This is a genomic window from Blautia ammoniilytica (assembly GCF_025566965.1).
Lineage (GTDB): Bacteria > Bacillota > Clostridia > Lachnospirales > Lachnospiraceae > Blautia_A > Blautia_A ammoniilytica.
In genome coordinates, this window is sequence record NZ_JAOQJL010000018.1 from 39,558 (window position 1) to 56,593 (window position 17,036).

The window sequence follows — 17,036 nt, forward strand, 5'->3', positions numbered from 1 at the left end:
GTGGCGAACGTTTACTACACAGAAGCAGGAGACACATGGGACAAGATCGCATACGACCAGTATGGATCCGAAAAATTCATGCAACAGCTAATCCTGGCAAACTGGGACAAACTGGACGTGCTTGTATTCTCCGACGGGGAGGAAATCATCCTCCCCGATATCCCCGAAGATGAACTCAACGACACACCGGTATGGAGATCTGATTCAGACAGAGACGATGGAATACCGGCGGCAGATGAAGACGAATCGGAGGTGGAGTAATGGCAGAAGCAAGACGCGTGATCCCGGATATAGACTTCAATGGGAAAAGCGCAAAGAAGTCGCTGGACGGTCTCACGGAGCAGATCGAATACGACGACGTGGCATCCGGAGCCAGCGACACGCTCTCTATTCAGGTCTTCAACAAAGACATGAAATTCTTAAAAGGCTGGCTGCCGAAGAAGGGAGACCGAATCACGGCCAGCCTCACCTTTAAGAATTGGACCAAAGAGGGGGCAGACAAAAAGCTATCATGCGGAGACTTTCTCCTGGATGAGATGAAGATGACCGGAGGTCCGCTCGTGGCCACGCTTGGAGGAATATCAATCCCGACAAACTCGGCCATCAAATCAACTAACAGGACAAAGACCTGGAAGAAAGTCAGCATTAAACAGATCGCCCAGGAGATCGCAAAGAGATACGGCCTGAAGCTCATCTTTGATGGACCGAACTACACCATCAAATCCATAGAGCAGACAGATAAAAGCGACAGCTCATTTTTATATGATTTGTGCAAGGATTACGGTCTCGGAATGAAAGTCTACAAGAGCAAAATCGTGATATGGGGGAAAAGCAAGTACGAAGGCAAAAAAGCCACGGCAACCATAAAGCGCGCAGACTTCATCGGGGATGATTGGGACTACACAGACACACTGGAAGGCACGTACACCGGAGCCCGGACGTCATATAAAAAGGGCAATGACAGCAAGGAAATCAGCATCTATGTCGGACTGGTTGGAGAAAAAGCAAAAGGAGCCCGGACGCTGAAAATCAGCGAGCAGAGCGACAGCGAGAACGACGCCAGATACAAAGCTGCTGCCAAGGTCAACCTGGAGAACGAAAAAGCAACCGTACTCACAGGAACGATATTCGCAAGGCCAGAAATCGTGGCCGGAATCTGCGTAACCGTGAAAGACCTCGGCAAAGCAGACGGAAAATACTTCGTGGACGAAGTGAAGACCAAAGTATCAGACAGCGGAACCACACAAGAGATTCAGCTGCATAAGTGTCAGAAGCAGCTCAAAGGAGATCCGCCACCAGCGCCACCGGCGCCACCAGCACCAGCAAAGAAGACATACAAGGTCGGCGACATTGTAAACTTCCATGGCGGAACACACTACTACAGTTCATATCCAGGAGCGAGAGGCTACAGAGCAAGAGCAGGCAGGGCAAAGATAACGCTCGGACCTAACTGCAGAGGAAACGGCCATGCGCATCCATGGCACCTGATACACGTAGACAGCTCGTCGAACGTTTACGGATGGGTAGACGAGGGAACATTTGACTAGGAGGTAAATCATGGCAGACAGAACCATCAGAATCGGGAAGGTCTCGTCCGTTGATTACGGAAGCGGAATGATTAAGGTCACATATCCGGATCTCGACAATTCCGTGACCGACGACCTCCCTTATTTAACATTCAACGATGAATACAAGATGCCGAAGGTCGGAGCCAGCGTGCTGGTCGTTCATCTTTCCAACGGATCCGCGATGGGAATCGTGGCCGGAACGTACTGGAACAGCAGCCACAAACCACCGGTCAGCGGCAAAGGCGTATACAGAAAAGACCTAGCGCAGGCAATCGGTGAAGCCTTCCTGCAGTATTCAGGAGGCTCGCTGCAGATTCACGCGCCAGCAATCACGCTCGACGCTTCAAGGATCACACTGGCCACAAAGAGCGGAAGCATCACCGCGGCCGAAATCATCAATCACATCAAAGGATAGGAGGTATTCAGATGGCGACATACAAAGTCACAGCGAGGTCTGGGCTCCGCGTGAGAAGCAAGCCGAACGGAACCATCCTGACAGCAATGCCATACGGAACCACAGTATCCGGAGATGGGAAAAAGCAAGGCGGATGGTACCACGTAAAATACAAAGGAAGATGGGGCTGGTCTTATGGCCAATACCTGAAAACGGTCGCAGAGAAAAAGAAGACCGTGGCCAGCATTGCGGCCAAGAAGAAACCGGCCAAAAAGCCAAAGACGAAAAAAGCTAACAGCAAAAAGAAAACAGACACCAAGAAGAAGACCGACGAATCAAAGAACCGCGCAAAAGCAAAAGGAACACTCGGCTGCTGGGGCACAGATCTGATATTCGAGGTCAATAGCAAGAAGATCCTGACAGCTAAAGATATCAAGGTATCGCAGGACTCCAGATGGACGAAGCACAACATCCTTCAGAACGTGCCGCGCGGAGAATTTAGCGGTCCGGATACAATGGGCGTCACTCTTACCATCACGCTATCTGCAGAGCATGGCGTGAAGCCAAGAAGCATGGTCGAGAAGATCCGGAAAGCCAACCGGAGCGGACAGGTCGAATACCTGGTCATTGGAGGCAAAATCATGGGCTCTAATAAAATGGCAATCACAGCAACATCGGAGGCCTGGAACACGATCTACAACAAGGGCGAGCTTGTGAAAGCTAAGATCGACGTCACATTCATGGAATATTCATAAGGGAGGGAATCTAAGTGGCTTTTATAAGAATTAACCAGATCAAAGACGCGGACGGTTCCATCGAACCGGATGAATTGGAACTGGCCAACGACATCATCGAAGCAATGATGATCACAAGAAAAGGATCTATCCCTGGAAGCCGGGGATACGGTCTTACACAGATCTTTATTGACATGCCAGGGCCGGACGCAATCAACATGATCACAGTGGAGCTCGCAGAGGCGATGGACGAATACATACCAAGCCTGGAGCTTCAGGACATAAAAGGAACCCAGGACGAAGAAGGCGTGCTGGAGCTAGATATTTACTTAGGAAGGAGGTAAAAAGAGCATGGCAATCGAACAGATCGAGAGACTCCCGGACGTCAGCTTCATCGATGATGACATCAACCTGGATGGAATCCAGAAGCAGATGCTCCAGGACTACCAGGACAAATACATGGAGGAAACCGGAGAAGAAACCGTGCTGGACAGAGGCGAACCGATCGCCCTGATCTTATACGCCTGCAGCGTGCAGATTTACCAGATGTACATGTACGTCGATAGAGCCGGAAAGCAGAACCTTCTCAAGTACGCATTCGGAGCCTTCCTGGACAACCTGGCAGCGCTCAAGGGCATCGAGAGAACTGCTGCCAAGCCAGCGACCGTGACGATGCGCTTCACACTTTCAGAGGCGCAGACCGGAGCGATAGCAATCCCGGCCGGAACCAGAGTCACGGATGGCGAGGCATACTTCACGACCGATGAGTATGCGGAGATTAAAGCAGGAGAGACCACAGTCGACGTGGCCTGCACTTCCATCGAGACCGGCGTAGATCTGAATGGAATCCATGAGGGAGCCATCCAGACACTCGTGGATCCGATCCCGTACATAGAAAGCGTGACCAACATCACGGAAACAGATGGCGGCGCGGATCCGGAGAGCGACGAATCCCTGAAGGACAGAATCTACATCGCACCGTCCCGCTATTCAACAGCAGGAACCGAGGAAGCATATATCTACTGGGTAAAGACTTACAACAGCACCATCGCAGACGTCAAGGTTTCAAGTGATAACCCAGGCGAGGTAGATATCGTATTCCTGATGAATGACGGAATACCAAGCCAGGAGATGATCACAGGGCTGACGAAGTACATCACGGATCCGAACATCCGGCCGCTGACTGACAAGGTCGTCGTGAAGGCGCCAACAGCGGTGAATTACAGCATCAGCCTGACCTATTATATCAATTCTTCAGATTCAGGATCCGTGGCAACAATCCAGAGCGAGGTCGCCAAGGCAGTGGATGACTTCGTAACCTGGCAGCAGTCCAAGATCGGCCGAGACATCAACAGCTCGGAGCTGATCAAGAGAGTGACTGCAGCAGGAGCCAAGAGGGTAGAGATTAAGAGTCCGGTCTTTCAGAAGATCGGCGGCACTTCCATCGCGTACTGCACAAGCAAGAACATGACATACGGAGGTGTTGAGGATGATTGATATTAGAAACGGAGAGCTCGCAGACCTCTGGCCGGATGAGACAAGTCCGGAATTTAAGAGCATAAGCTACGCGCTGCACATGGCAATTATTAGAATGCTGGAAAAAGCTGCAGGCGTAGGCAGCTCCTGCGACATCGACCACCTGGCAGAATCCACGCTGGACTACCTGGCCGTGGAGATGCGAGCCATGTACTACGACCAGGGCGCAGACATCGAGACAAAGCGCTCAATCATAAAGAACACGCTCAAGTGGTACACACAAGCCGGAACGGTCAAAGCAACAGAGGAACTGATCGCCTCAGTGTTCGGAGGCGATGCGAGACTGATCGAGTGGTTCGACTTTACCGAGCCGCCGATCGAAGCAAACACATTCGATGTGGAGACGGAGGCGCTGATGACAAAGGACATCATCAACGAGCTGACCTCGGTCATTAAAAAGGTCAAGAATTCAAAGTCCCATATTCGAAGGGTGACCGTGCTGCGAGAACTCCACTCAGCAGCAACCATGGCCACCTGCATCACAGCAATAAATGAATGCACCGTGAGCAATCACGAGATATCAGATACAGACGCAACCGAAGGAATGAACGTGGCAGCAGTCGCCGCACCGGTTACAGAGACCTACGCTCTGAATACCACAGCAGGAGACGTCCAGGCTACGGCCGGAGCATTTATCGCAAGTGCAACCGGTACCGAAGGAAGCACATACGTCCTGAATGATAATCAGGGAGCCACGGAGGCATCCGGCATCATCGATGTCGGGCCAGTCAATGCATCAGAGGAAAGCACCCACGCGCTGAACGCAGAAACCGGCAAAGCGGACCTCTCACAAAGCGAAAGAGCAGCCATGAGAGCAAACATCGACTATCAGACAACAACAGTCATAAAGGAGGAATAAATCAATGCTTATTTGGAATCCAAGTAAACTGACCACAAAAGGAAAAGCGCTCCTGGCAAAAGCCCAGGCGGGCAGATGCACAATCAAGATCACGAAGGCGCAGACCGGATCCGGTCAGTACAGCTCCGGAGAGGCAACAGACACCAGAACGTCACTCAAGGCACCAGTGCAGACACTGCCAATCCACAGCAAAGAGATCCAGAACGGAAGTACACTCGTTCTGAAGGTAGCGATCACAAATAAGACCAGCGACACGGACGTCCTGAAATCAGGATACGAAATCCGCGAGTTCGGTATTTTTGCACAGGATCCGGACGACGGCGAAATCTTATACAGCATCGCAACCGCAAGCACCAGCGACTACATGCCAGCATACAATGGCGTGATCCCGTCCGTCATTTCCATGAGTTACTACCTGGAGGTAGCCAACGCATCAAGCGTCACAATCGTGACCGCAGGAGGCCTGGCACTTCAGAGCGACCTGGAAGCACTGGCAGACAGAGTAACCATCATCGAACAGGCAGCCGTGAAGAAATACGGAGCCAGGAAGAAAGTCGGCCAGCAGAGCTGCGGCGCAGAGAGCTGGGAGAGACTCGGTGGAGCTGTCGGCCTTACAGCCAAGGCAGCAGTCGGAACCGGAGACGTCCAGAACGACTTCATGAAGTCGGTATATCCATACAATGCCTGCAGACCGTGCAACCTTTCAGAAGACAGAAAAGTCACCGCGTACCTGGGAGACGCCAACTTCTCCTGGACCGGAGACAACGGAGACGTCATGCTGGAAATGCCGCTCTGCTATACATCCCGCTACTTTGAGACGGATAGCGACGGAGTAGAGTGGGAATACCGCTGGGTATCATCTGCACCGGTGGATGGCCTGCACGTCAACCCTGCATTCACAGACGGAAGCAGCATCAGCGACAAGATCTACATCCCAATCTTCAACGGATCTGCAGGAAAAGATGCAGCCACAGGAGCCAAGGACGTCATCCGTTCGATTGCCGGAGCGACACCGCTCACAGAGGCAACCAGGGCAACCTTCAGAACCCGCAGCCGCAACAAAGGCGAAGGCTGGCAGCTTGACGATGTATGGAACATGTTCCTGCTCGACCATTTATTTATAATCATGTTCGCAGGAACCCAGGCGCAGAGAATCCTCGGATCCGGACGTACCGAATTCAGAGAGAGTGGAGACGACAAGGCCCTGAAAGCCAAGACAGGAACCAACTGCATCACAATCGCAAGCGACAGAGCTGCGCAGTTCTTCGTAGGACAGCAGATCGCCATCGGAACAGCACTCTGGAATCATTCAGTATTATGGGGCAGAACGATCACGGCATTCAAGGCGTCAACAGAGGTGGAAGCAGCGACAGAAATCTACTTCGACGGAGATCCGGTGAATATCGCAGTCGGAAATGTAATCTGGTCATGCGTTCAGAAGACCGGTGAGACAACCGCAATGAAATGCCCGAACGGATGCCTGGAAAATCCCGAAGGGCCTACCGGAACCAAACTCTCCGGAAGACGTGCAGTCCGTTTCTTATGGATCGAGGACTGGTTCGGTAACATGTGGCAGTTCCGCGACGGAGTCAACATCAAGAACCGCCAGCACTACTGCTGCAATAAGCGTGCAAGCTACGCAGACGACACATACACCGGAGACTACCAGAAGCTCGGCTACGTATGCCCGACAAATGAAGGCTACATCAAAAAGATGGGATTCGACAGCCTGCATCCGGAGTACGAAATGCCGGTAGAAGTAGGAGGCGGAGCAGACAGCTACGTCGGAGACTATTACTATTCCTCCGAAGGAGGAACGCTGGTGCTCTCTGGCGCTGGCGTGAACAACGGTCCGGATGCCGGCCCTTTCTACCGGAACTGTAACAACGGTACGGGTAATCTGAGCTGGGGCATCGGCGGTCGCCCTCATTGCCGCAAGGCTGCCATTTAAAGGGGGACCGGGGGAACTTTATCCCCCGGAACTACCGGCAGCATAACTGAAAAATAGGCAGGCGCAAAGACGAAGGCGCCTGCTGCCAATAAATAAAACTAAACACAGGGAGCGCAACTGCGCGCGGCTGGTGATCTCTGGCGCTAACGTGAACAACGGTACGAATGCCGGACCTTTCTACCGGAACTGTAACAACGGTACGGGTAATCTGAACTGGAACATCGGCGGTCGCCCACTTTGTTAGATTCTCGATTTTTTATGGCATCATCGATTTATTCGTTAAGATAATGCCGCAGGTGCGCTTCCTTACCCCTTGGTAAAAATAGGCCGCGAATGGCGCTGGTTAGTACGCCAGGAATGGAGCTGGAAAGTCAGCGAGGCTAACAAAGAGAGTCTGAAAGGAGATATCCATTCATGGAAGATACACAAAAGCAAGACAAGCTACCACCAATCAAATACACGAAGCGAGTCGGTCACTTATTCGAGCACGTCCGAGACATCGACAACCTGAAGGAAGCGATCAAGGACGCGGCGAGACATAAGCGGAAGCGCAAAGAGGTCCAGAAGGTCCTGGAGGACATCGATGGACACGCGCTGGAGCTGCAGAGGATGCTGGATGAGGAAACCTTCATACCAGCCAAGTACACAATGCGACGAATCAACGATGGCATTCAGAAGAAGACCAGAGACATCGCAATCCCGCGATTCTGGCCAGATCAGTGTGTACATCACGCATTCGTTCGCATTTTCAAACAGATCGTTCTGCATAGCGCCTATCCGTTCAGCTGCGGATGCGTACCGGGAAAAGGAACGCACGGAGCAAAGACCGCGATCGAGAAGTGGATCAGGAAGGATCCGAAGCATACCAAGTACGTTCTGAAGCTGGACGTCCGAAAATGCTATCCAACCATGAACCACGAAGAACTCCGGAAGAAGCTGCAACGCAGGATAAAAGATAAGAAGTTCCTGCGCCTGGCAGATCGGATCATCGCGAGCTTTCAACAGCCGATGGCAACGCACGAAAGACTGCTGCCGGAGACCGATGCGGTAGGCATCCCGGTCGGGCTCTTTACCTCGCCATGGTTCTGTAACTTTTTCTTTCAGGACATCGACCACAAGGTCGCCGAGAAAACCGGAACCGCGCACAACGTGAGATACGTGGATGACATGGTCTTGTTTGATTCAAGCAAACGACGACTGCACAAAGCTCTCGAATTCATCGAAGCCGAAGTAAAAGCCACGAAGCAGACCGTCAAGGATAATTGGCAGGTTTTTATATTGAGTAAGCGCCCGCTTGACTTCTTAGGTTTCAAGTTCCATCCGAACAAGACAACCATCAGGAAGTCGATCATGCTAAGGATTAGCCGGAAAGCCAGGACGATCGCCAGAGCTGCATACGCATCCATCCGGAACGCGCACGCCATGGTTTCATACATCGGATACATCGTGAATTCAGACAGCCAGCACTTCTATGAGAAGTGGGTGCGGCCGTTTGTTAATATTAAGCATCTGAAAGGAGTAATCGCTGATGAAGACAGAAAGCAACATCAGGCCTGCGTCGAAGTTTGAAATTGAGGCGCTCCCGCCAATCGAAGGAAGATCCTGCACCGTCATTTTATATGACAATATCCAGGGACCATTCACACGCCAGGCTTCAGGAGAAGACCAGGAGCCACAGGAATACTTCACATTTGACCGCTACACAGTAGACACAATCTACAGAGAAGGCCTCGCTGCAGCAGTCGCAGCAGACACAGAGACCTGGATCCAGAATGCCAAGGAGGCGGAAGCATCCGGAGAACAGCCATCAGAGCTGGAAATCCTGACAAAGACCGTCACAAAGCAGCAGGCTCAGATCGAGTCGATCAACCAGAGCGTCGATGACATCACGCTCGCGATTCTTGGAGGTGAGTAAAATGTATGAAAGACTGAAAAGATTATACCAGGAAGGACGCGCGTCCGAAGCAATGCTGAAGAACGCAGTCAAGAGAGGATGGATCACAGATGAAGAAATGCAGGAGATCATCGCCTCAAAGAAAGAGCCAGAGGTTCCAGTGTCTACACCGGAATCCAGATAACACCTGCAGAAGGACATACGAGCCATGCACGGAAAGCTGCCGGTACTTCGGTACCTGCGGCGAGTGCGTGGCTTATTTTATTCCGGCAGGCCAGCAGCCATGCAGAAGCTGCAACAAATTAAATGCAGGAGGGAGGTAGGAACCAATGGACATGACAACAATCGTCGTGGCCGCCAGCATTCCGTCCGCGTTCACAGGCTTCTGTTTCTGGCTCATCGAGCAGAATCTCAAGAAGCGTGCGGACAACGAAAAAGAGGAACGCGAGGAGCGCCAGAAACAGCTGGACGAACGCGAACAGATCAGAGAGAAGAATGAGCTCTGCATCATCAACAGCGTGAACGCAGCCATAGCGCTCGGAGAGGCCACAGCCAGAGCCGTGCAGAGAATCCCGGATGCACACTGCAACGGAGACATGCACGCAGCCCTGGACTACGCTCAGAAGGTCAAGCACGAACAAAAGAACTTTCTGAACGAGCAAGCACTGAAACATATCATCGAGGAAGGAGAACAAACATCATGAAAAACATCGACTGGAAAAGAAAACTGACAAGCAGAAAACTCTGGACAGCAGTGGCATCATTCGTATCAATGATGATCGTAGCCACAGGAGGCGCAGAGAACACAGCCACACAGGTGACGGCACTCATCATGGCCGGAGCATCCGTCGTGGCATACATCATCGGAGAAGGACTCACCGACTCCGCAAACATTGGATCCGACGATTCAGAGGAATAAGAAGCACAAAGCACCCAGGGCGGCCACCAGGCTGCCCTTTTTTATTTAGGAGGTATGCAAGATGGCAATCACAGAGAAACAGCAGAGATTCATCGAAGACATAGCTAAGCACGTGCAAAAGTACGCGAGAGCATACGGAATCCTGGTACACAGTCCCATCATCGCCCAGGCGATCCTGGAATCCGGATGGGGAGAGAGCAAGCTGTCCGCGAAGTATCATAACTACTTCGGACTGAAATGCGGATCCAAATGGACCGGCAAGAGCGTCAACCTCACCACCCAGGAGGAATACCAGCCAGGAACCCTGACGACCATCAAGGATAATTTCAGGGTTTACGACAGCATGGAGGAAGGCGTCAAGGGATACTTTGAATTTATCCAGCTGCAGAGGTACCAGAATCTGCGAGGAATCACGGATCCGAAGGAATACCTGCAGACAATCAAAAACGACGGATATGCCACATCGAGCACATACGTCGAAAACAACTACCAACTGATCACTCAGTACAAACTCACTGAATATGACAAGGAAGGAGCAGAAATGAGCAAGATAGAAAAAGCAGTACAACAGATGGAAGCATGGGCCGGAAATGACTCACACGGATACGACCAGACATACAGATGGGGACAGCATGGAGACTTTGACTGCTCCGCAGCAGTGATCCAGGCGTGCGAGAACGCAGGAATCCCGGTCAAGAGCAAAGGCGCAACCTACACCGGCAACATGCTCGCGGTATTCAAAAAATGCGGATTCGTTGACGTTACCAGCAAGGTAAACCGCTTGACCGGCGCAGGGCTTCTCCGTGGAGACGTTCTCCTGAACACTTCACATCACACCGCAATGTACTGCGGCAACGGCAAAGAGGTAGAGGCAAGCATCAACGAAAAAGGAACCGCAACAGGCGGCAAACCTGGCGACCAGACAGGTAAAGAGTTCCTGATCAGAAGCTACCGCAACTATCCATGGACCAACGTCCTCAGATACGCTGCAGAGTCCCAGGCTTCCGGATCCGGAAAGAAAGACGTCACCACAGTGGCCAAGGAAGTGCTGGCAGGCGCATGGGGCAACGGTGATGATCGAAAGAACAGATTGACTGCTGCCGGTTACGATTACGCAGCAGTGCAGGCAGAGGTCAATCGTCTCGTAAGCGGAGCCTCGACTCCAAAAAAGAGCACGACGGAAATCGCAAAAGAAGTCCTCGCAGGCAAGTGGGGAAACGGCGATGATCGCAAGAAGAAGCTCCAGGCAGCAGGATATAACTATGCAGCAGTGCAGGCGGAAGTCAATCGCCTGGCCAAAGGTGGAAGCTCCACAAAGAAAAGCGTGACTGCCGTGGCCAAGGAAGTCCTCGCAGGTAAGTGGGGAAATGGAGATGCCAGAAAGAAAAAGCTGCAGGCGGCTGGTTACAACTACAATGCAGTTCAGAAGGAAGTCAACAGACTCATGAGATAAGATGATCCCGACATCAATGTCGGAAACATAGATAGAAGCCAGGGAGGTCAAGCCTCTCTGGCTTCTTTTTTGATGGCCTCAGCGTCGGCCAGGAAGAATATATCCCACACGTCCTGCGGGGAGAGTTGATACCGGACCGCGATCCGGACTATGTGCTTGCGCTGGAATGGCTGCCGCCCGTTCCAAATCGTCGAGAAATTGGATGCAGTCATGCCCAGGAAGACCGCAAGCGCCTTATTTGTATCGCCATGATCATCCATGGCCTGTTTCAATTTTTCTTTGTCAAACATTTTGATTCATTCCTTTCTAAAAGGATTACCGTGGAGCGCTTCGATTAAGCTGCGCGGGGAAGCTGCAGAAAACCCAGGATAAAATTTATACAATCATAGGCGACGCCTTTCTGGCCGGTGGCCGGGTGTAAGATTTACGAGGACGTCCAGCGGGGCTGCCAGACCTTCAGGCTTTCACATTAAAAACCAGGGAAACTTGTCGAACATCAATCCACGGTATCCGTCGCGCTTCTTCCTGCAGGGCTTCGGACCTGCCATCGGCGGTTTAATACCGGAGGCCTAAGCCTCCTCGCGATAAATTTCTTCGAAATCTTCAACAACGATCGTCCGCTCGGTTCCACCAAGAGCCAGCTCGATCTGAACATAATCGCCATCATCGTCGCAGGATACCGTGATGCTTTCACGGTTGGACTCCAGGACTTCAAATCCGTAATGCTTCAGATCCTGGAACAGATCCTCCATGCTGCCATACCAATCATTCATAATTCCACAAAGTAAAGATTGTTCATACATAGCCAAGACCTCCTATCTCACTAAGCCGCGAATATAATTCTTGTTTTTAACGCTTGCGAGAAGCCGTTCGTATTCAGCAACCGGAAGAAGAATCACGGTGCTATCTTTTACCACCCAGCCCTGCAGGTTAAACTTTTCAATCATGTTCCATACGTCAATTATATTTCTCAACTGCTTCATACCAAGACCTCCGATTCATTTATTGCTTTCCTTTAGGTTGTCTGTATATTAGCTCTGGTGCCGCTACTATTCAAGTTATTTATAACCGTAATTTGCACAAAGATCTCGGCCGGTTTTTGGTGGTAATTATGACATTTCAACCAGAAATTCATTCGCAAGAGCGCGCACATATTCAACGCTCGCTGAACGATCAACGATCACCTCCTTCGGTCCGAAATATTGATACAAAATATCGCAGTCAGGACACCAGAGAAGCGGCACACGACGATCACCGCACACTGTCGCGACCTCAAGATCATGCCTGCAGTGTTTGCACTGCAGGAGCGTTTTAATTTTACAAGCCACGCTGAATCACCTCCTATCGTTTTTTGATTTCACCGAAGGCAAGGATATCCTTCACCATCCAGTCGTAACCACAGAATCCAGCGTTTGCTTTGCGGAGTTTCCTGGCTTCCTTCGCATCAACGATACGAGCAGAAATCACGGCACACCAACCATCGTCCCAACGATAAGCCCAGGAGCCTCCGTCGAGTTTGGCAAACAGCTTCTGCATAGAGGCAGCCTGGGACGTTTTGAAAATGTAGTGTCCTTGATCCGCTCCGGACCATTTACCATTCCAGCTTGCCGCGTGCGGCATTGATAATTCAAAACACAAAATCATAAAAAGACCTCCTTTATTTTACATTCACTTTTTTATATTGCGGGCGGACAGGATTATTGTTGGAGAGGTGAGAGGCGGTGAAGCGGTGGATATGCTGCAGGCGCTTAATACAGGACATGAGGGAAGTTTTTGTACTGCTCATGCCAACAGCAGCAGGGATATGCTTTCAAGATTGGAAATGATGGTTCTGATGGGAGTGGAACTTCCGCTGGACGCTATTCGCAGACAGATCACAGCAGGAGTAGATATTGTGATCCATCTGGGGAGACTGCGGGATAAGTCCAGAAAAGTTTTGGAAATTTCGGAAATCTGTGGATACAGGGACGGAGAGATTCAAATGCAGCCTCTGTATCAGTGGCAGGAGGAAAAGGGACTTGTGTCTACAGCCACTCTTCTGCACAGGGAGAAGCTGGAAAGGGCAGGGATATGTTTATGAAAAAGAAAAACAGGCAGAATGATATGGAAAATACCCGGAAACATGTGCGGGGGACAAATAGCCTAAGCTATGGAAAAGATAATTCTGTCAGGGAGTGGGAAAAAAGCAGGGATTATGAGAATTATCGGTTCAGTACAAAGGAACTGGCATTGTATCTGATGCAAGGCAGTTTTTTGGCTCTGGGAATTAATTATCTGTTTTATAAAAGTATATGGGCAGCAGTTGTATTTTTGCCTATCCCAGTCGTTTACATTTGCTGGCAGCGAAAAAGGCTGGCAAAGGAGCGAAGAAAGACTTTGAATTTTCAGTTTAAGGATGCTCTTAATTCCATGAGCGTGGCAGTGCAGGCCGGTTATTCTGTGGAAAATGCGGTGTCTGCCTGTGTGCGGGATTTGCGGCAGCTGTATGATGGGAATGCGGATATCCTACGGGAATTTCAGTATATTGATCATCAGCAGCATGTAAGCGTTCCAGTGGAAGAACTGTTCCTTGATCTGGGGCAGAGAAGTAATGTGGAGGATATAGAAAATTTTGCTGAAGTTTTTTATGTGGCAAAAAGAACAGGCGGAGATATGAATCAGGTGATTCAGAAGGTGGCTAGGATGTTGGGAGATAAGATTGATGTAAAAAAAGAAATCGAAGCTACCCTTGCGGCCAAGAAGTCGGAACAGCTGATCATGAGCCTGATGCCGGCTGGGATCATTCTTTATCTGAGGCTTACATCTCCCGGCTTTTTGGATGTACTGTATGGAAATCCATTCGGGATTTGTGCAATGACTGTATGTTTGGGGATTTATACAGGTGCTTATTGGATGGGCAGGCGCATTGTTGATATAGAGGTTTGAAAAGCAGGAGGAAAGATGTGGATACATATAGTTATTTTTGGAATCCTGCTGGTGGTTTTTATTGGCAGCAAAGCAGGATGGTTTTCTTCCAAAAAAGAAGAAAAAGACAGAAGCCTTTCTTTGTTTCTGGCAGTAGCATTGGCTGGAAACCTGCTTGGAATGGCTCTGACTGTGCAAAATGGAGACAGTCAGGTCTATGTGGAAGGAACAGGACTGAAAAAAGAGGAGGATCAGACCTATGAGGAGAAGTTCATGGTATCCGTGGATGGAAAAAAAGCAGGCAGTATGTATGTACAGATTCCAGAGAAAGAATTGGAGGAAGAACAGGAGAAGACCCAGGATCAGAATATAACTTCTGAACAGCAGCAGAAAAAGGAACTGGAGGAAGCAATTGCAAACTACAATCTGGAAAAGAATGATCCAGACTATTATTATCTGCCGGAAAAGTGGAAGGGGAAACATCTGGAATGGGAAAAACCAGGAAGTAATATGGGTAATCTTCTTGCTTTTCTATTTCTTATTACAGGGACGGTGCTGTTTCTTATAAAACGAAGGGAAGGACAGGCTGTTCTAGTGAAACGACAGGAAGAACTTCTAATGGATTATCCAGGACTGATTATGAAATTTACTTTGCTCGTACAGGCTGGAATGACTGTGCGCAAGATTTTTCAGAAAATGGCATTCGATTATCAGCGAAAACAGGGAAAACGAAAAAGAACTGCGTATGAAGAAATCCTGATCCTGTGTCATGAGATGGATAGTGGAGTCTCAGAGATGGAAGCATACAGAAGATTCGGAGAACGATGCGGGCAGGTGAAGTATAAGACCTTTGCCACAATGCTGATTCAGAATCTGCAAAAAGGGAGCAGGCAGCTTGCAGATATGTTGGAAAAGGAATCCATGGAGGCTTGGGATGAACGGAAAAGGAAGGCGCGGGTACTGGGGGAGGCTGCAGCGACTAAGCTTCTGGTGCCTATGATCCTGATGCTTCTGGTAGTAATGGCAGTGATCATGATACCGGCCTGCCTGGCCTTTTATGGGAACTAGAAAGGAGGTGAAAGGATGAAAGGATTACGACAGCTGATAAAGGAATTTGCAATGGAAGAAGATGCAGTAGGCGTTGTGGAGATTATTCTGATTCTGGTGGTTCTCATCAGTCTGGTTATTATCTTTAAGGAACAGCTTACAAGTCTTGTTAAGAAAATTCTTTCCAAAATCACAAAACAAAGCAACTCGATCTGACAAAAAAAGAAGGTCACGGCTATGACCGGAAAGGAGGGGCTGTCTATGGCTGGGAGAAACAGGAAAAAATCCCAGGGGAGTATTACTGTTTTTATGGCACTGATCCTGAGCCTTGTGGTTTCACTGATCTGTACGGGGATTGAATCTGTACGTATGGCAGCAGCCAGAACGCAGATCCTGGCAGGCATGGATATTGGTTTATATTCTCTGTTTGCACAGTATGATCAGGCACTTTTAAAGGAATATGATCTGTTTGCACTGGATGTTTCAAATGGGACAGAAGCTTTGGATCTTGCTTTTCTCTGTGACGAACTGGAAAAATATATGAAACCTGTACTGAAACAGAATAGTCAGAAACTGAAGCTGCAGCAGTGCGGACTTACCGGATACCGGCTTCTGACAGATCAGAAAGGGGAAGTTTTTTTTCAGCAGATTACAGAATATATGAAAGAAACTTTGGGCAGCCATGGTATACAGCTCCTTCTTGACAAAATGCAGGAAAGAAATGAGAAAACCCGGAAAGCTGAAGAGGAAGGAAATAAAGCGGAAAATGGAGGCACACTGGAATCATATGACCATGAAATGAGCAGTGCTGCCAGAGAAAGCGAGGAAGAACAGAAAAAACAGGAAGCAAATTCGGAATTTTCAGAAGAACTGGGGGATGGAAGTCAGAAGGAGGATAATACAGGAACGCAGGTGGTCCAGGCTGATAATCCTATCCCTTCCATACGAAGAATCCGCTGGATGGGGATCTTGGATCTGCTTTTGCCGCCGGGACAGCAGGTATCGGATAAGGAAGTGTCAAAAAGAAAACTGGTATCTGGACGGGAAATCCAAAGCGGAATGCCTATGAGAGAAAATTTGAAAGAGGATACTTCTACAACATCACAGATCTTGTATCAACAGTATTTGATGGAAAAACTGGGAAATTACAGTGATCCTGGAAAAGGTGGCTTAAGCTATCAGATAGAGTATGTGCTTTATGGAAGGGACAGCGACAGGGAAAATTTGAAAGCTGTAGCCAGAAAGCTTCTTTTGATCAGAGAAGGAGTAAATGCGGCATGTCTGGCAGCAGATCCGGTCAGACAGGGACAGGCATCAGCCCTTGCTGCTTCTATTGCCTCCGGCTTTCTGATACCGCCTGCTGCACCTGTGATTGAGGCGGCACTGATCCTTTGTTGGGCATTTGGGGAAAGTGTGCTGGATGTACGGGAGCTTTTTGCAGGTGGGAAGGTACCTCTTATAAAAAGTGGCGAAAACTGGCAGCTATCACTGGAAAATCTGCCACATCTTCTTGACGTGGCGGAAACGGAAAGAAAGGAAAGCCCGGGAGGAATGAATTATGAGGATTATCTGCAGATTTTACTATTGTCTATGAACCGGGAAAATAAAAAAATGCGGGGAATGGATATGGTGGAGCTGGTAATGAGGACAAGTGCCGGCTGGGAATCTTTCCGCTTGGATGGATGCGTAACCGCACTGGAAGCATCTGCGGATGTGAAGGCCAATACCAGAAAGGTGTTTTCCGTTGCAAGGGAATATAGTTATTAGAAAGGAGGCA

Annotated in this window: 23 protein-coding genes and 1 pseudogene; 19 read left to right on the forward strand and 5 right to left on the reverse strand. The window is 49.7% G+C overall.

The features are described 5' to 3' along the window. The 14 genes from OCV61_RS10260 (at position 1) to OCV61_RS10325 (ending at position 11,308) form a co-directional block, all read left to right on the forward strand. The gene (locus OCV61_RS10260) at positions 1-261 is read left to right on the forward strand and encodes a tail protein X (protein ID WP_118531382.1); all 261 of its coding nucleotides are present in this window, start codon (positions 1-3) and stop codon (positions 259-261) included. Continuing rightward, positions 261-1,547 (forward strand): phage late control D family protein, encoded by a 1,287-nt coding sequence (locus OCV61_RS10265; protein WP_158421714.1) that lies wholly within the window; start codon positions 261-263, stop codon positions 1,545-1,547. The genes OCV61_RS10260 and OCV61_RS10265 overlap by 1 nt, the downstream gene beginning before the upstream one ends. Before the next feature lie 10 nt (positions 1,548-1,557). After that, positions 1,558-1,983 (forward strand): hypothetical protein, encoded by a 426-nt coding sequence (locus tag OCV61_RS10270; RefSeq protein WP_158421715.1) that lies wholly within the window; start codon positions 1,558-1,560, stop codon positions 1,981-1,983. 11 nt (positions 1,984-1,994) lie between these two features. Beyond that, positions 1,995-2,717 (forward strand): phage tail protein, encoded by a 723-nt coding sequence (locus tag OCV61_RS10275; protein WP_158421716.1) that lies wholly within the window; start codon positions 1,995-1,997, stop codon positions 2,715-2,717. Between the two features lie 14 nt (positions 2,718-2,731). Beyond that, the gene (locus OCV61_RS10280) at positions 2,732-3,040 is read left to right on the forward strand and encodes a hypothetical protein (protein ID WP_117689809.1); all 309 of its coding nucleotides are present in this window, start codon (positions 2,732-2,734) and stop codon (positions 3,038-3,040) included. Positions 3,041-3,047: 7 nt separating this feature from the next. Continuing rightward, entirely contained in the window at positions 3,048-4,193 is a 1,146-nt protein-coding gene (locus tag OCV61_RS10285) for a baseplate assembly protein (protein ID WP_158421717.1), read from the forward strand. Further along, positions 4,186-5,091 (forward strand): phage tail protein, encoded by a 906-nt coding sequence (locus OCV61_RS10290; protein ID WP_158421718.1) that lies wholly within the window; start codon positions 4,186-4,188, stop codon positions 5,089-5,091. The genes OCV61_RS10285 and OCV61_RS10290 overlap by 8 nt, the downstream gene beginning before the upstream one ends. Positions 5,092-5,095: 4 nt before the next feature. Beyond that, positions 5,096-7,042 carry a phage tail-collar fiber domain-containing protein gene (locus OCV61_RS10295; protein ID WP_158421719.1) on the forward strand — a complete coding sequence of 649 codons (1,947 nt, stop codon included), beginning with the start codon at positions 5,096-5,098 and terminating at the stop codon, positions 7,040-7,042. 414 nt (positions 7,043-7,456) lie between these two features. Beyond that, positions 7,457-8,611: a reverse transcriptase domain-containing protein gene (locus OCV61_RS10300; protein ID WP_158421720.1), complete on the forward strand. Its 1,155-nt coding sequence runs from the start codon at positions 7,457-7,459 to the stop codon at positions 8,609-8,611. After that, on the forward strand, positions 8,571-8,957 hold the full coding sequence (locus tag OCV61_RS10305) for a hypothetical protein (protein WP_158421721.1): 387 nt from the start codon (positions 8,571-8,573) through the stop codon (positions 8,955-8,957). Before OCV61_RS10300 ends, OCV61_RS10305 begins: the two co-directional genes overlap by 41 nt. A gap of 1 nt (position 8,958) precedes the next feature. Next, positions 8,959-9,120, forward strand: coding sequence for an XkdX family protein (locus OCV61_RS10310; protein ID WP_158421722.1), 162 nt, complete (start codon positions 8,959-8,961; stop codon positions 9,118-9,120). A 145-nt stretch (positions 9,121-9,265) separates the two neighbouring features. Further along, positions 9,266-9,640 (forward strand): serine/threonine protein kinase, encoded by a 375-nt coding sequence (locus tag OCV61_RS10315; RefSeq protein ID WP_158421723.1) that lies wholly within the window; start codon positions 9,266-9,268, stop codon positions 9,638-9,640. Then, positions 9,637-9,855: a hypothetical protein gene (locus tag OCV61_RS10320; protein WP_158421724.1), complete on the forward strand. Its 219-nt coding sequence runs from the start codon at positions 9,637-9,639 to the stop codon at positions 9,853-9,855. Before OCV61_RS10315 ends, OCV61_RS10320 begins: the two co-directional genes overlap by 4 nt. 61 nt (positions 9,856-9,916) lie before the next feature. Next, a complete protein-coding gene (locus OCV61_RS10325) occupies positions 9,917-11,308 on the forward strand; it encodes a glucosaminidase domain-containing protein (RefSeq protein ID WP_262582788.1) in 1,392 nt (463 codons plus the stop codon). Positions 11,309-11,355: 47 nt separating this feature from the next. On the opposite strand, the gene OCV61_RS10330 is transcribed toward OCV61_RS10325, so the two are convergent. From OCV61_RS10330 to OCV61_RS10350, 5 genes are all read right to left on the reverse strand, one after another. Further along, complete coding sequence (locus OCV61_RS10330) at positions 11,356-11,598, reverse strand: helix-turn-helix domain-containing protein (protein ID WP_117689819.1); 243 nt, start codon at positions 11,596-11,598, stop codon at positions 11,356-11,358. Positions 11,599-11,877: 279 nt separating this feature from the next. Further along, positions 11,878-12,111 carry a hypothetical protein gene (locus OCV61_RS10335; RefSeq protein WP_158421725.1) on the reverse strand — a complete coding sequence of 78 codons (234 nt, stop codon included), beginning with the start codon at positions 12,109-12,111 and terminating at the stop codon, positions 11,878-11,880. A gap of 12 nt (positions 12,112-12,123) precedes the next feature. After that, on the reverse strand, positions 12,124-12,291 hold the full coding sequence (locus OCV61_RS10340; RefSeq protein WP_158555585.1) for a hypothetical protein: 168 nt from the start codon (positions 12,289-12,291) through the stop codon (positions 12,124-12,126). 126 nt (positions 12,292-12,417) lie between these two features. Continuing rightward, the gene (locus OCV61_RS10345) at positions 12,418-12,636 is read right to left on the reverse strand and encodes a hypothetical protein (protein WP_158421726.1); all 219 of its coding nucleotides are present in this window, start codon (positions 12,634-12,636) and stop codon (positions 12,418-12,420) included. Positions 12,637-12,649: 13 nt separating this feature from the next. Continuing rightward, complete coding sequence (locus OCV61_RS10350; protein WP_158421727.1) at positions 12,650-12,952, reverse strand: hypothetical protein; 303 nt, start codon at positions 12,950-12,952, stop codon at positions 12,650-12,652. Between the two features lie 37 nt (positions 12,953-12,989). Between OCV61_RS10350 and OCV61_RS10355 the strand changes: the two are divergent. The 5 genes and pseudogenes from OCV61_RS10355 to OCV61_RS10375 form a co-directional block, all read left to right on the forward strand. Then, positions 12,990-13,388 (forward strand): annotated as a pseudogene (locus OCV61_RS10355) (ATPase, T2SS/T4P/T4SS family); the annotation flags it as partial. Continuing rightward, positions 13,385-14,233: a type II secretion system F family protein gene (locus tag OCV61_RS10360; protein WP_262582789.1), complete on the forward strand. Its 849-nt coding sequence runs from the start codon at positions 13,385-13,387 to the stop codon at positions 14,231-14,233. The pseudogene OCV61_RS10355 and the gene OCV61_RS10360, both read left to right, overlap by 4 nt. Positions 14,234-14,248: 15 nt before the next feature. Beyond that, complete coding sequence (locus OCV61_RS10365; protein WP_158421729.1) at positions 14,249-15,280, forward strand: type II secretion system F family protein; 1,032 nt, start codon at positions 14,249-14,251, stop codon at positions 15,278-15,280. 15 nt (positions 15,281-15,295) lie between these two features. Beyond that, positions 15,296-15,475 (forward strand): Flp1 family type IVb pilin, encoded by a 180-nt coding sequence (locus tag OCV61_RS10370; protein ID WP_158421730.1) that lies wholly within the window; start codon positions 15,296-15,298, stop codon positions 15,473-15,475. A gap of 45 nt (positions 15,476-15,520) precedes the next feature. Beyond that, positions 15,521-17,026: a DUF5702 domain-containing protein gene (locus tag OCV61_RS10375; protein WP_158421731.1), complete on the forward strand. Its 1,506-nt coding sequence runs from the start codon at positions 15,521-15,523 to the stop codon at positions 17,024-17,026. Positions 17,027-17,036 lie beyond the last annotated feature (10 nt).